Annotated in this window: 11 protein-coding genes; 2 read left to right on the top strand and 9 right to left on the bottom strand. The window is 74.0% G+C overall.

Going from position 1 to position 13,648, the window contains the following annotated elements; all coding sequences use genetic code 11:
- Window positions 1–153: 153 nt before the first annotated feature.
- Complete coding sequence (locus POF43_RS28630; RefSeq protein WP_271317456.1) at window positions 154–2,886, bottom strand: SpoIIE family protein phosphatase; 2,733 nt, start codon at window positions 2,884–2,886, stop codon at window positions 154–156.
- Window positions 2,887–3,443: 557 nt separating this feature from the next.
- Between POF43_RS28630 and POF43_RS28625 the strand changes: the two genes are divergently transcribed.
- Window positions 3,444–4,436 carry an aldo/keto reductase family protein gene (locus tag POF43_RS28625; RefSeq protein WP_271317455.1) on the top strand — a complete coding sequence of 331 codons (993 nt, stop codon included), beginning with the start codon at window positions 3,444–3,446 and terminating at the stop codon, window positions 4,434–4,436.
- Window positions 4,437–4,877: 441 nt separating this feature from the next.
- The gene (locus POF43_RS28620; protein ID WP_271314350.1) at window positions 4,878–5,420 is read left to right on the top strand and encodes a GNAT family N-acetyltransferase; all 543 of its coding nucleotides are present in this window, start codon (window positions 4,878–4,880) and stop codon (window positions 5,418–5,420) included.
- A 147-nt stretch (window positions 5,421–5,567) separates the two neighbouring features.
- Here the strand turns inward: POF43_RS28620 and POF43_RS28615 are convergent, their stop codons facing one another.
- The 8 genes from POF43_RS28615 to POF43_RS28580 all read right to left on the bottom strand — a co-directional run bounded on the left by POF43_RS28615 (window position 5,568) and on the right by POF43_RS28580 (window position 13,616).
- Window positions 5,568–6,293 carry a TfuA-like protein gene (locus POF43_RS28615; protein WP_271323233.1) on the bottom strand — a complete coding sequence of 242 codons (726 nt, stop codon included), beginning with the start codon at window positions 6,291–6,293 and terminating at the stop codon, window positions 5,568–5,570.
- Window positions 6,290–7,567, bottom strand: a complete 1,278-nt coding sequence (locus POF43_RS28610; protein ID WP_271323234.1) for a YcaO-like family protein — start codon at window positions 7,565–7,567, stop codon at window positions 6,290–6,292. Before POF43_RS28610 ends, POF43_RS28615 begins: the two co-directional genes overlap by 4 nt.
- A complete protein-coding gene (locus POF43_RS28605) occupies window positions 7,564–9,678 on the bottom strand; it encodes an alpha/beta hydrolase family protein (RefSeq protein WP_271323235.1) in 2,115 nt (704 codons plus the stop codon). The genes POF43_RS28610 and POF43_RS28605 overlap by 4 nt, the downstream gene beginning before the upstream one ends.
- A 4-nt stretch (window positions 9,679–9,682) precedes the next feature.
- On the bottom strand, window positions 9,683–10,558 hold the full coding sequence (locus POF43_RS28600; protein WP_271323236.1) for a JmjC domain-containing protein: 876 nt from the start codon (window positions 10,556–10,558) through the stop codon (window positions 9,683–9,685).
- A gap of 4 nt (window positions 10,559–10,562) precedes the next feature.
- Window positions 10,563–11,429 carry a JmjC domain-containing protein gene (locus POF43_RS28595; protein ID WP_271314345.1) on the bottom strand — a complete coding sequence of 289 codons (867 nt, stop codon included), beginning with the start codon at window positions 11,427–11,429 and terminating at the stop codon, window positions 10,563–10,565.
- Between the two features lie 110 nt (window positions 11,430–11,539).
- Window positions 11,540–11,665, bottom strand: coding sequence for a hypothetical protein (locus POF43_RS28590; RefSeq protein WP_271314344.1), 126 nt, complete (start codon window positions 11,663–11,665; stop codon window positions 11,540–11,542).
- Between the two features lie 261 nt (window positions 11,666–11,926).
- Complete coding sequence (locus POF43_RS28585) at window positions 11,927–12,841, bottom strand: transketolase family protein (RefSeq protein WP_271323237.1); 915 nt, start codon at window positions 12,839–12,841, stop codon at window positions 11,927–11,929.
- Between the two features lie 88 nt (window positions 12,842–12,929).
- Window positions 12,930–13,616, bottom strand: coding sequence for a thiamine pyrophosphate-binding protein (locus POF43_RS28580; protein ID WP_271323238.1), 687 nt, complete (start codon window positions 13,614–13,616; stop codon window positions 12,930–12,932).
- Window positions 13,617–13,648 lie beyond the last annotated feature (32 nt).

The raw sequence follows: 13,648 nt of genomic DNA, 5'->3' as shown, positions 1-13,648 counted from the left end.
CGGTGCGGTGCGGTCGGGGTCTGCGGTGGGGGCGCCCGGCGCCGCCCCCCCCCACCACGCGTCCGGCCCCGAACACCCGCGAAACGCCGGGAAGTCGGGGAGTCGGGGAGGCGGACAGTCCGGGAACCGGGGAGCGGACGGGCGGGGAAGCGGTCAGGACAGGGCCTGTTCGGTCCAGATGATCTTGCCGGTGGGGGTGTGGCGGGTGCCCCACCGGTCGGCCAGCTGGGCGACCAGGAACAGGCCGCGGCCGCCCTCGTCCATACCGGCCGCGTACCGCAGGTGCGGCGAGGTGTTGCCGGTGTCGGACACCTCGCAGATCAGGTTGCGGTCCAGCAGCAGCCGCACCTTGATGTCACCGCCGGCGTACCGGATGGCGTTGGTGATCAGCTCGCTGAGGATCAGCTCGGTGGTGAACGCCAGCTCCTGCAACCCCCAGGTGTCGAGCTGCCGGGTGACGGAGTGCCGTACGCCGGCCACGGCCTCCGGCTCCGGCGGTACGTCCCACAGGGCGATGTGGTCCGGTGACAGCGTCCGGGTACGGGCCACCAGCAGGGCGATGTCGTCGCGCTGCTGGACGGGCAGCAGGGCGTCCAGCACCGCCCGGCAGTGCTCCTCCGGTGTCCGGGTCGTCCCCCGCAGCACCGCCGCCAGCCGCTCCAGCCCCTCGTCGATGTCCCGGTCGCGGGACTCCACCAGACCGTCGGTGTACAGCACGAGCTGGCTGCCCGGCTCCAGCGTCAGCTCCGTCGTCTCGTACGGCAGCATCGCCACGCCCAGCGGCGGCCCGGCGGGGACGTCCGGGTACTGCACGGTGCCGTCCGGCCGCAGCAGCGCGGGCGGCGGATGGCCGGCCCGGGACATGACGCACACCCCGGTCGCCGGGTCGTAGATCGCGTACAGGCAGGTGGCCCCCGAGACGCCGTCCGGTCCCTCGTCCGCCGCCTCCTGGTCCACCCGGTTGACCAGCTCGTCCAGGTGCCCCAGCAACTCGTCCGGCGGCAGGTCCAGCGCGGAGAAGTTGTGCACGGCCGTCCGCAGCCGGCCCATGGTGGCCGCCGCGTGCAGCCCGTGCCCCACCACGTCGCCCACCACCAGCGCCACCCGGGCGCCCGACAGCGGGATCACGTCGAACCAGTCGCCGCCCACGCCCGCCTTGGCCGGCAGGTACCGGTACGCCACGTCCAGGCCGTCCTGCGCCGGGAACCCGCGGGGCAGCAGGCTGTGCTGGAGCGAGACCGCCATCGTGTGTTCCCGGGTGTAGCGGCGCGCGTTGTCGATGCACAGCGCCGCGTGCCCGCCCAGCTCCTCCGCCAGCGGCAGGTCGTCCTCGTTGAAGGCGTCCGGCAGGCCCGAACGCCAGAAGGTGGCGATGCCCAGCATCACGCCCCGGGCCCGCAGCGGCACCGTGATGAGCGAGTGGAACCCGGTCCGCAGGATCTCCCTGGCCCGCTCGACGTCGTTGGCCTGCTCGGCGTTCCGGGCGTCGAGCCGGGCCACCAGCTGCGGCCGGCCGGTCGCCAGACTGCGGCCCGGCGGGGTCCCCGCCCCGTAGAGCGTCGTCGCGCCCAGCGGGTAGAAGGCGGCCGTACCCGGGGAGCCGCCCACCGCCACCCGGGTGACGTTCATGTCGAGGGCGGTCGGCGGCTCCTCGCCGTCGGTGACCCCCTGCGCCAGGTCGACGGTGACGAAGTCCGCGAACCGCGGCGTGGCCGCCTCCGCCAGCTCCCGCGCCGTCCGCCGCACGTCCAGGGTCGTGCCGATCGCGGTCGTGGCGTCCCGCAGCAGGCTCAGCCGGGCGCGGGCCTGCTCCGCCCGGCCGGACAGCGACCGCAGCTCGGTGGCGTCCCGCAGCGTCGCCACGGTGCCCGGTGGCCCGCCGTCCCGGTCGGTGGCGCGCACGTTGACCACCAGCACGCGGTCGTCCACACTCAGCATCTCGTCGGTGGCCGGCGTGCGGGACGCCAGCAGGTCGCCCACCCGGGCGGGCAGCCCGACGGCGTCCACCGGGCGGCCCTCCACGTCGGCGGGCAGCCGCAGCAGGCGGCGGGCCTCGTCATTGACCAGCAGCAGCGAGCCGTCGCCCCCGACGATCAGCACGCCCTCACGGACGGCGTGCAGGACCGCGTTGTGGTGTTCGTACATCCGGGTCATCTCGACCGGGCCCAGCCCCCGGGTCTGCCGCCGCAGCCGTCTGCTGACCAGGGCGGTGCCGGCGGTGGACAGCGCCAGCGCGATGCACGCCGCGCTGACGAGGAACGGCAGCTGCCGGTCGGTGTCGCCGCTGATCTTGTTGATCGTCACCCCGGCGGAGACCAGCCCCACCACCCGCCCGCCGGGCCCGCGCACCGGCACCACGGCCTGCACCAGCCGTCCCAGCGTTCCGTTGACCGTCTGGGTGATCGGCCGGCCGGCCAGCGGTGGGCCGATCGTGCCGATGAACTTGTGGCCGATGCGCTTGGGGTTCGGGTGGGTGTACCGGATGCCGTGGGTGTTGGTGACGACGATGAAGTCCACCCCCGCCGCTTTGCGCGCCGCCTCGGCACGCGGCTGGAGCACCTTGGTCGGATCGGGGGAGGCCAGCGCCGCCGGGAGCCCCGGCGCGTTGGCGAAGGCCTGGGCGGCGGCCACCGAACGCGACCGGGCGGCGGTGAGACTGTCGTGGCCGGCCTGCGAGAAGATCTCCAGGACGGCCGCGGCCACCAGGAGCAGCACGATGACCGCCTGGAGCACGAAGACCTGCCCCGCGACGCTGCGGCCGCCCAGGAACCAGCGCCCGCGCCGGTCCCGCAGCCGGCCGCCACCGCGGGCCGGCCGGTTCCGCGCGGACCGTTCCGGATCGTCTGAGACCCTGTCGGCCGGTCGCCTGCCCCGGATGCGGTCCATGGCCCACTTTCTACACCGCTGCCGACCCCCCGGCCAGTGCGAGCGCCGTCAGGCGGGTCTGCCGTGACGCGTACGGGTGCCTGCGGCGGGCGGTTCTGTTGTGACGTGGGGTGAAGGCTCGGGGGCGGGGTTGTCGTGACGTGTGCGGGTGCTTTTGGGCGGCCGGTCCGCCGTGACGTGTACCGCCGCCTCGGCGTCCGTCCGTCGTGACGTATGCCGCCGTCCCGGGCCCGCGTCCGTCGTAACGTACACGTCGGCCCGGCCGGTCGGCCGGCCGACGTACACCGCCGCTTCGGGCCCGGTCCGTCGTGACGTGTACCGCCGCCCTGGACGTGGCGGGCGGTGGCGTGAGGACCGGTGGCGCTCCGGCCGGTGACGTGGGGCCGGCCCCGTCCGTCATGACGTACACCGCTGCCCGCGACTCGGCCCGCCGTGACGTGTACCGCCGTTCCCGTCACCCCGTCCCCGCAGGCCGGCGTCGGACACACCGCGTGGGCGGGCGGTCATCGATACACCGTCGTCACCCATCGGCGGGACGCCATCAATAGAATCTGGCCATGAGACACCGGACACTGGGCAGGAGCGGTCTGCGGGTCAGCGAGATCGCCTACGGCAGCTGGATCAGTACCACCGAGCGGTCGGCGGCCGAGGTAGCCCAGGAGGCGCTGCGGCAGGGGATCACGACGTTCGACACCGCTGACGTGTACGGCGGCTCGCTGGCCGAGGAGGTGCTCGGCCGGGTCCTGTCGGGGGTGCGCAGGGAATCGGTCGAGATCTGCACCAAGGTCTGCTCCCCGGTCGGCCCCGGGGCGAACGACCGGGGGCTGTCGCGCAAGCACATCATGGAGGCGGCGCACGGGTCGCTGAAGCGGCTGAAAACCGACTACATCGATGTCTACCAGGCGCACCGGTTCGACGCCCGGACCCCGCTGGAGGAGACGCTGCGGGCGTTCGACGACCTGGTCCGGCAGGGCAAGGTGCTCTACGTCGGCGTCTCGGAGTGGACCACCGAGCAGATCACGGCGGCGCTGGAGATCGCCGGCCGCCTCGGGCTCGACCGGATCATCTCCAACCAGCCGCAGTACAACATGGTCTGGCGGGTCATCGAGGCCGAGGTCGGGCCGCTGTGCGAGCGGGAGGGGGTCGGCCAGATGGTGTGGTCGCCGCTGGCCCAGGGGCTGTTGACCGGCAAGTACCGGGCCGGTGAGCCGCTGCCCACCGGATCGCGGGCCGACGGTCCGGCGCGCAGCCAGTTCGCGGCCGGCGCCCTGGCCGAGGACGTGTTGCGGCGGGTGAGTGAACTGACGCCGCTGGCCGACGAGTTGGGCATCACGATGCCGCAGCTGGCGCTCGCCTGGGTGCTGCGGAACCCGAACGTGTCCTGCGCGATCGTGGGCGCCAGCCGGCCGGAGCAGATCGCCGAGACCGCCGCGGCGTCCGGGATCGAGCTGGCCGACGAGGTGGTGAAGCGGATCGACGACATCCTCGGCCCGATCGTCGAACGCGACCCGGCGAAGACCCCCGCGCACCCCACCGACTACGGGCGCTGACCCCGGAGGGGTGGTGAACGGCTCCGGCCCCGGTGCGGGCCCGGCCCCGGTTCGGGTGCGCTGTCGGTGCCGGTGCGGCGCCGGGAGCGGTCGCCGCGCCGGGTGCGGCAGCGGTGCCCGCGCCGACCGCGCCCGCCCCGGCTCCGTCCGTACCGCCCCGGCTCCGTCCGCCCCGTTCCCGCCCCCGTCCGCACCGCCTCGCCCCCGTCCGCGCAGGGCACCCTCGCCCCCGCACACGCACGGCACCCTCGCCCCCGCCCGCGCAGGACCCCCGCGCAGCCCACACCCCCGTACCGCTGAACCCCCGTACCGCTGAATCCCCGTACCCTACGCGTGAGTTGACGCAAGTGGGCCGAGTCGGCGGAAGACAGCAGGAACCCGCAGAAATCCGCAGGAACCGGCGGTGCCGGAGTCGGGTGCCGTGAGCAAGGAGTATGTCCCGTGACGCCGTCGCGCACGTCCGTACGACTGGTCGAGGTGGCTGACGCCGCCGCGCTGGCGGGCCACTTCGCCCGCGACGCGAAGGAGTTCGCCCGGTGGCAGCCGGCCCGGCCCGAGGGGTTCGACACCCCCTCCCACCAGGCCGGCCGCATCGAACAGCTGCTGGCCACGCACAGCGCCGGCTCGGCCTGGCCCGGTGTCATCGTGGCCGACGGGGAGGTCGTCGGGCAGGTCGCGGTCAGCAGCATCTCCCGCGGGCCGTTGCGCAAGGGCTTCCTCAGCTACTGGGTGGCGACCCCGTTCCAGGGGCAGGGCCACGCCACCCGCGCGGTCGGCCTGACCCTGCGGGTGATGACCGGCGAACTCGGCCTGCGCCGCGCCGAGGCGCACACCCAGACCGACAACCTCCCCTCGCACCGGGTGCTGAAGAACAACGGCTTCTCCTCCTGGGGCATCGCCCACGCGCACATCTTCATGGACGGTGCCTGGCGCGACGAGATCTTCTGGGAACGCAACCTGGCCGACGGCGAACCCGGCCGCTGACCCGCGAACCCGGCGCCGGCCCGCACCGTTACGGCCTGCGGCCCGCTCCCGTTGCGGCGACCCGACCCGACCCGACCCGACCCGATCCGAGCCGGGGCCGGGGCCGGGGCCGGGTGCGAGCACGGGCGCGGGCGCGGGTGCCGTCCGTCAGGTGTCCAGGCCCAGTGCCGAACGCACCGCCTCGATGCCGTCGAGCCGTTTGCGGTCCCACGAGTCCCGGCGTTCCGGGGCCAGTTCGGGCTCCAGCACCTCGACCGCGGCGGTGGGCAGCTCCCGTCGCCACTGGCGCAGCAGGAGCGAGGGGCGCCGGTCGCGGAAGTGCACGGCGTGGGCGGTCCGCAGGGCGGTGGCGCCGACATCGGCCGTCAGCAGCCCCTGGCGCTGCTTCTCGGCCAGCAGCCAGCGGACGTTGACCAGCGGAACGGTCACCGGCAGGTAGTCCTGCGGATCGTAGAGCAGGGCCACGTCGCCGTCGGACTCGATCGCGCCCGACAGGTACTGCTCGAAGACCCAGCCGCTGCCGGTCATGCCGAGGGTGCGGCACTCCACGGCGCGCAGGGCGCCCATCGAGGAGGCGCCGGCCAGCGACTGCCCGGCGGCCAGCACCGCGCGCACCTCGGTGATGCTGACCGACAGGCGCTGGCCGAACTCGCCGTCCAGCATGACGATGTGGTGGTGCGGCGCGGACTCCGCCAGGTCGAGCAGATCGTGCCGGCGTACCGGTGCCTCCAGCCGCAGTTCGCGGCCGGCCGTCGCGGCCAGGGCGCTCAGCGCGGTCAGGTCCTCCGGGCGCAGGGACGGGCCGGTGAACAGCACGATCCCGGTGGTGGCCGCCTCGTCCGCCGTGCCGGCCAGGGTGCTGGAGTCGGTCATGACAGCGGCCTCGCCATTCCGGCCCGGACCATCTCGCGGTGCAGGCGCGTACCCAGTCTCGCCGGGTCGTGGTGGTAGACCTCCAGTCCCGGAACGACGACCTTCGTCACCGAGAACGGCAGGTCGTCCGGGGCGAGTTCGGCGGCGAAGATCAGCGGAAGCCCGGCCCGTTCCACCCCGGCGAGGACCTCGCGCAGGTCGCCCTCCGTCGTTCCGGTGCCCTCGTCCGGCAGGTCGCCGAAGTCGCACTCCTCCCGATCCGCGCTCCAGGTCGCGAGCATCTCGCGCATCGCGTCGTACGACGCGTGCCGCCGGTACGCCTGGCTGTCGAGGTCCTCGCGGGAACCGGAGATGACGGCCAGCCGGGACTGGGCCGCCTCGGTCAGCGCCCGGGTGACCGCCACGACCGGGTCGGGGTGGCAGCCGGCGCCGCCGTTGATGAGCATCCCGTCCTCGGCGTGCGTGTCGTCGGTGGTGGCGAACACCGTCGGTACGCCGACCACGTTGGCGTAGCCGAAGACCTGCACGCTGACGCCCATCCGCTGGAAGCGCCCGACCAGCTCGGCGGCCACCGGCGGCAGCGATTCCAGCCGGATGCGCCGGCCCTGCCGCAGCGTCTCGCCGAACGCCGTGCAGTCCTGCTCGATCGCCTCCAGCAGGCCGTGCAGCAACGCCTCCTGGGGGCTGTTGCCGACCGCGAGGCCGATGGTGTTCGAGCGGAACATGCCGCATTCGCGGGCGTAGGGGGTGAAGACCGCGAGCGCGGGGATCAGCACCTCGGTGTCGCTGAACAGCTCGCGCACCGGCCACCACGAGATCGGCGCGTCCTGGGTCCAGGTGTGGCCGCGGCGCAGGACCAGACGCCGGGGGTCGAGCACCGGCACGTCCCGCGCGCGCAGTTCGGCGTACGACGCCAGCAGGGGCAGGTCCGCGGCGGGCGGTTCGCACCAGGTGCGTTCGATGGCCTCCATCAGCGCGGAGACCCGGGACGCCTGCGCGGTGATCCCCTTGCCGCTGGTGACCGTGTTGAGCCCGGGGGCCGCGCCGGGGCGGATGGTGTGGAAGACCGGGATGCCCAGCACGTCCAGGTCGGTGACCTCCGCGATCCGCGTGATGCCGCAGCGGTCCAGGCAGGCCCGTGCCAGCGCCTCGGTCTGCTCCAGGGTGCGGGTGCGCAGCGACGTGCCGCTGGCGGTGGCCGGTGTCCGCGACGGCGGGGGGAACCAGTGTTCGCGCGGGGCGCTGGAGGGCGGACGCAGCGAAGTGATCGTCATGGTGTGCACGGTTCCTTACTCGTGGAGCGGGGGCCCAGAACGGTGTGGCAGGCGTCCAGGACCCACCGGTACCAGGCGGTCACGTTGGCCGGTTTGCCGATGGTGTGCCGCTCGTCCGGCAGGAGCATGAGCCGCACGTCGACCCCCCGGGTCTCCAGCGACCGGTGAATCGCCCGCGACTCGCCCATCGGCACGTGGGTGTCCTCGCAGCCGTGGGACAGCAGCACGCGCACCCCGGGGTCGATCGCCGCCAGCCGCAGGCTCTCGCGGGCGTAGCCGGGGGCGGTGTCCACCGGGCCGTACTCGCGCAGCCAGTGCCAGTGCAGGTCGCACACCCGGGCCACCGCGGCGAAGTCGGCCCAGCCGGCGTGGCTGGCGATCAGCCGCACCTCGGGCAGCAGCGTGCCCAGCGCCAGGGCGAGGTAGCCGCCGAAGCTGCCGCCCATCGCCGCGACCCGGCCGGCGTCCAGGTCCGGCCGGGCCAGTGCCGACCGGACCTGGGCCGCCGCCACCGCGGCGACCTGCGAGGTCCAGTGCCCCCAGCCGCGTTCGACCGCCGGCTGCCCGTAGCCGACCGACAAGGGCGGGTCGGGCATGAGGACGGCGTAGCCCTCGGCGACGAACGGCCACGGGTTCCAGCGCCACGACCAGTCGGTCCAGCTGCTGAGCGGGCCGCCGTGGCACCACACCAGCACCGGCAGCGGCCGGTCGGCGCCGGTCCGCGGCAGGCACAGCCAGCTGCTCCACACCGATCCGTCCGGCGCCCGGTAGGTGAGGCGTTCCATCCGTCCGGTCGGTGCGGCGGCCGCCGCCGGTGCCAGCAGCCGGCGGGCACCGGCCGGGCCGGTGGGGCGGCCGGCCGACGCCAGCGGGACCGACACGACCTCGGGCGGCAGGTCGATGCCCGACCGGACGACGACCGCCTCGCCGGGCACGCCGGTCACCGCCAGGACCGAACCGGCCACCTCGATCGGCTCGGCGCGGCCGTCACCGGGCCGCACCCGCCACAGACGCCGCCGGCCGTCGCGCTCACCGACGCACAGCAGGGTGTCGGGCGCGGCCCACGACCGCGGGCGCAGCCAGTCGCGGTGGCCGGGCGCGGCCCGCTCCAGCCGGGAGCCGTCGGCGGCGAGCAGGACGACCTCCTGCCGCGGTCCGCGCCCCGGGGCCGCGATCCGTTCCGCCGTGCACGCGAACCAGGCCCCGTCCGGCGCCGCGACGGCCTCGGTGAGGTCGTCGTCCGGTGCCCAGACCGCCGTCGCGTCCGCCGGATCCCGTACCGGGAACAGCAGTTGGCCGTGCCGGCGGTGGCCGCCGGGCAGGAAGCGGACCACGCCCGCCGCGCACCGCAGACCGTCGGGGGTCAGCGCCAGTTCGCCGGTCAGCCGCATGTCCTGGTCCAGCGGCGGCGTCAACAGCCGTGTCCCGTCCGCCCCTTCGCTCTCCGCCGGCGGTCCCGACCACAGCAGGCGGACCGTCTCGCCGGCCTCGTGGTACATCGAACGCGGCCACAGGTCGCCGCCGACCAGCGTGGCGGTCGGCGCGTCCGGTGCCGCCGCCTCCCGCGCCCGCAGGTCCTCCGCGAGCGAGCGTGCCCCGGACCGCAGCCAGGCGGCGGCGACCGCCGTGGAGGACGCCGCCGCGTAGGACAGCAGGCCGCGCGGGGCGCTCAGCACGAGTTCGGGCGCACGGCGCGGTCCCGGCCGGTGCCGCCACAGGGCGCGCCCGGTGTGGCCGCGCGGCCGGCCGGTGCCCGGGCGCATGTCGGACAGGAACAGGTGGCCGCCGTCACCGGTGACGGTCACCGACGAGGCACCGGCGTAGGCGTACTCCAACACCGGCTGCGCCGGGGCGCGGTCGGGCGCGGTCACCGTCGCGGTGCCGTGCGGGGCCGTGCGCCTACCGGCGTCGCCGGGCGGCCGGTCGGCGGTGGCCGGCGCCGGTCCGTAGCCCAGGACGTAGGGCACCGGGTCGGCGCGGCCGGGGCGGCGCAGGTCGGCCTCGACGAGCAGGCCGTCGCCCAGCCGGTGCGCCGTGCGCACCCGCGGCTGGGCGAGCAGGACCTCCAGCGCCGCCGCGCCCGGCCCGCCGTCCTCGGTCACCGTGGCCATGCGGCTAGGCCTGGCCGGTGCGCCGGCGGATCTTCACCGCTTCCGCCACCAGTTCGGCGTCGTCCTGCGCGGCCAGGTGCGCGGCGAGTTCGGTGCGCAGCCAGCCGACCTTCTCGTCGATGGTCATGAAGTGGTGGGTGCCCGCGACCTCCTCGGTCCGGGGGCCCTGGAGGAAGCGGGCGAGGGCCAGCTCGGCGAGGTCGCGCGGGGTGGGCTGCTGGACGGTGACCGCCAGGTGCAGGCAGCCGCCGTCGCCGGCCGTCGTGGTGTACGGCCGGCCGCCGGGGACGTAGAGGACGTCGCCCGGCCGCAGCGTGAACGACTCGCCGGCCGCACCGACGACGGCCGTCGCCCGCCCGTCGAGCTGGAGCAGGAACGTCTCGCCCTCGCCGGCCCCGCCCCCGGCCCGCGCGCCCGCGGCGCCCGGCGGGCTGAGCAGCGCCTCGCAGCCGGCCTCGGCCCGCAGTTCGTCGCGCAGCGCGGCGACCAGGTCCTTGATGCCCGGGTGCCAGTGGTCGGGCCGGGCCAGCCGGACCGTGTGGCCGGTGTCGAACCGCTCCCGGACGGCGGCCGCCCGCGCGTACGCCGCCATCCGCCGCTTGAGGACGACCCGGGTCACCGTGACGTCCGCCAGCGGTACGGCCACCCCGTTCAGCAGCACGCCGAAGTAGGGGGCCACCAGCAGCCCGCAGTCGAACCGCGTCCAGATGTCCGCCGGGGTCAGCAGCCGGGGTGCGGCCTCGCAGCGGTACGAACGCGCCAGCCGGCCCCGGACCCCGGCCGTGAAGGGTTCGAGGTCGCCGACCAGGTCGGCCAGCCGCGCCGGCGTCCCGGTGCGGCCGGCCCGGTCCTGGTCGCCGGAGATGTCAACGCCGGTCATCGCCTCACACCGTCCTGTCGCGCATCGTGGCCACCGCGGTCTCGACCAGGAGCCCGGTGTCGACCCGGTCGAGGAAGCCCAGCAGCGCCTTGTTGACGGCCGCCGCCTCGTCCTGGAGCGCCGAGCCCAGGCCCTGGTCCAGCCACTCGCCCTCGGCGTCGGAGAACAGCGTCATCAGCGACTCGACCAGGTCCAGCGGGGTCGGCTCGGTGATGGTGAACGTCAGGTGCAGCGACGTTCCGCCGCGGGCGGTCGCCACGTGCGGCACGCCGTGCGGCAGGTAGAGGACGTCACCGGGCTCCATGACGAAGGAGTCGCTGTGGCTGTCGACGTCCACGTTCAGCCCGGAGCGGGCGTCGATCTGTTCGGCGGAGTTGTAGATCCGCCATTCCTTCGCGCCGGCGATCTGCACGGCCAGCACGTGCGAGCCGTCCCGGTGCGGGAGCATGCCCGTGCTGTCGCGCGGCGTGTAGAAGATGTACGCCTTGAGCTCGGCCGGCAGCCGCTCCTCGATCTCCCGCATCACCGAGCGGATCGGAAGGTGCCAGTCCTCGAGCTGGCTCATCTTCATCGTGGCGCCGGACGCGAGGTGCTTGCGTATCCGCGCCGGGTCCGCGAAGCCCTTGACCGCCTGCCCGGACACGTTCCGCGCCTTCGTGAACGCGGATATCTCCGGCTGCTGGCCCTCTTTCAGCAGGGTGAAATAGGGCCATCTGAGCAGACCCGTGTCGAGCATGCTCTGAATAGCGGCCTCGTCGATCAGGCCCTCCGTCGGGGACGCCTGCTTGAACAAGCCGTGCTTCTTGTTCCAGTAGGTGCCCAGCAGGTCCACCTCATCGATGAGGCGAGCAAGGGGATGCTCAGTACCCACAGACGATCCTTAGGGAGTGTCGTTCCGGACGGTGCGGTCCTGTCCGGCCATCGGAATTCATTCTGGGGGCGGCGGAAACCGCCCCCAGAACAAACTCATGAAATAGGCGATCAGGCCTCGTTGATCTCCGAGACGACCATCGGACGCGAGTGGTCCGACAGTTCCTCGATCTCGGCGTCGGCGGCGGCGATGATCGCCTCGTCGTTGGTGGCCTGGAGCTTGTCGTTGATGGCCATGCACTTCTCCCTCTGCTGGAATTGACCGGCGAGAACCGGAGCGGACGCCGCCACGCTAACCGCGGTTCTTACGGGGGGTCAAGGCATTCGGTGGACCTTCACATGGGGTGCCGTAATGCGGATCGGCCCAGCCCGGAAAGCGCCGCCGGGAGGTGAATTCCGGGGCGCACGCATTACCTGATGGGGTTTCAGATCATTGACGGTGTGCGGTCTGGCGGCAGGCGGCGTACGGCGGAATACCGGCGCCGGTGGAAAAGGGGATCAGGCGGTACCGAGGAATTCGATGATGCTCAGCCGCAGGCCGGCGCTGCCCAGGCCGTGCGCGATGGCGTGCTGGCGCGGGGTGCCGTAGTGCCGCACCTCCTCGTGGCCGACGCCGAGTCCCAGCACCCGGTGCGGCCGGTCGCTGAGCGCGGCGGCGACCTGCGGGACCGAGGTGCCGGCCAGGTACGGCTCGACGAGCACCACGCGGGCCTCGTCCTGGTCGGCCAGCACCGCCCGCAGGGTCGCCGCGTCGAACGGCCGGACCGTGCCGGCGTAGAGCACCGTGACGTCGAGCCCCCCGGTCGCCGCCAGCACCGTGTCGGCCAGCGGCCCGACCGCGACGACCGTGCCGGCCGACCCCCGCCGCAGCACCCGGAACCCGTGGCCGCCACCGCCCGCCAGGCCGTGGGCCCGTTCGTTGGCCTGGTTCGACAGCCGGATGTACACCAGCCCGTCGCCGGCCGCCGCCTCGCGCAGCTGCGCCTCGGCCTCGTCGGCGTGGCCGGGCACGTGGACGGTCCAGCCCGGCAGCGTCGACAGCAGCGCCACGTCGCCCGGCGACTGGTGGGACCGGCCGCCGCCGGCGATGTCGTAGGAGGCGCCGGCGCTGACCAGGATCGCGCCGACGTCCTGGTGGTTGAGGTCCAGCTTGATCTGCTCGAAGGGCCGCTCGATCAGGAAGGGCGCGAAGCTGTGGGCGATCGGCCGCATCCCGGCCAGCGCCATCCCCCCGGCGACCCCGATGAGCAACTGCTCGCGGATGCCCAGGTTGAGCACCCGGTCCGGATACTCCTGCCGCGCGCCGGCGAAGAGCTTGGCGCTGAGGTCGGCCGTCAGCAGCGCCAGGCGGTCATGGGTGGCGAGCAGTTCCGTCGTCACTTCGACGAAGCGCTCACGCATGATCCCGGCCATGGGGGTTCTCCTTCGGTACGCGACGTGGTGATCGGCGGGGCCGCGACAGCGCCGTCCCGGCCCGGGGGCGGCGCTGCGCCGCGCGGCGTCAGTGACTGGTGCTGCGTTCCTCCACCTCGGCCACCACCAGGGCGGGCCGGCCCGGGGTGTGGGCGGCGAAGGCCTTCTCCAGCCCGTCGTGGTCCCCGGCGTCGACCCGCGCGGTCGACCAGCCCTCGACGGCGAAGCGCTGCTCAAGACCGCCGGGCCAGCCGTGGCTCGCCGAGTCGTTGTCGATGACGACCACGTTGAGCCGGTCCAGGCCGGCCCGCGCCGCGTAGGCGATCGCCTCGTGGTTGGAGCCCTCGTCGAGCTCGCCGTCGCCCAGCAGCACCCAGATCCGCGACCGGGTCAGCCCCCGCGCGCGCAGCCCCAGCGCGGTGCCGACCGCCAGCGGCAGGCCGTGCCCGAGCGATCCGCTGGAGATCTCCACGCCCGGTACCAGGACCCGGTCCGGGTGGTGCCCCAGCGGTGAGGGGTAGGCGCCGAACCGCTCGAACTCGGCCGGGTCGATGAACCCCTTGGCGGCCAGCACCGCGTAGTAGGCCATCGGCCCGTGCCCCTTGGACAGGTAGAACCGGTCGCGGTCCTCGGCCATCGAGGGGTCCACCCGCAGCACCCGGTCGTAGAGCACCCACAGCACGTCCAGGGTCGACGTCGCCGCGGTCGTGTGCTTCTCGTCGCCGGTCATCGCGGCCATCAGGCCGTGCAGATCCTCGAACCTGGGCTCAGTCATCGAAGGAAGGCTCCAACCTCACGAAGAATCCG

It is taken from the genome of Streptantibioticus silvisoli, from assembly GCF_027947535.2.
Taxonomy (GTDB): Bacteria; Actinomycetota; Actinomycetes; order Streptomycetales; family Streptomycetaceae; genus Streptantibioticus_C; species Streptantibioticus_C silvisoli.
Note: the sequence above shows the minus strand (reverse complement) of the source record. Positions and strands in the feature narration are given on the sequence as shown.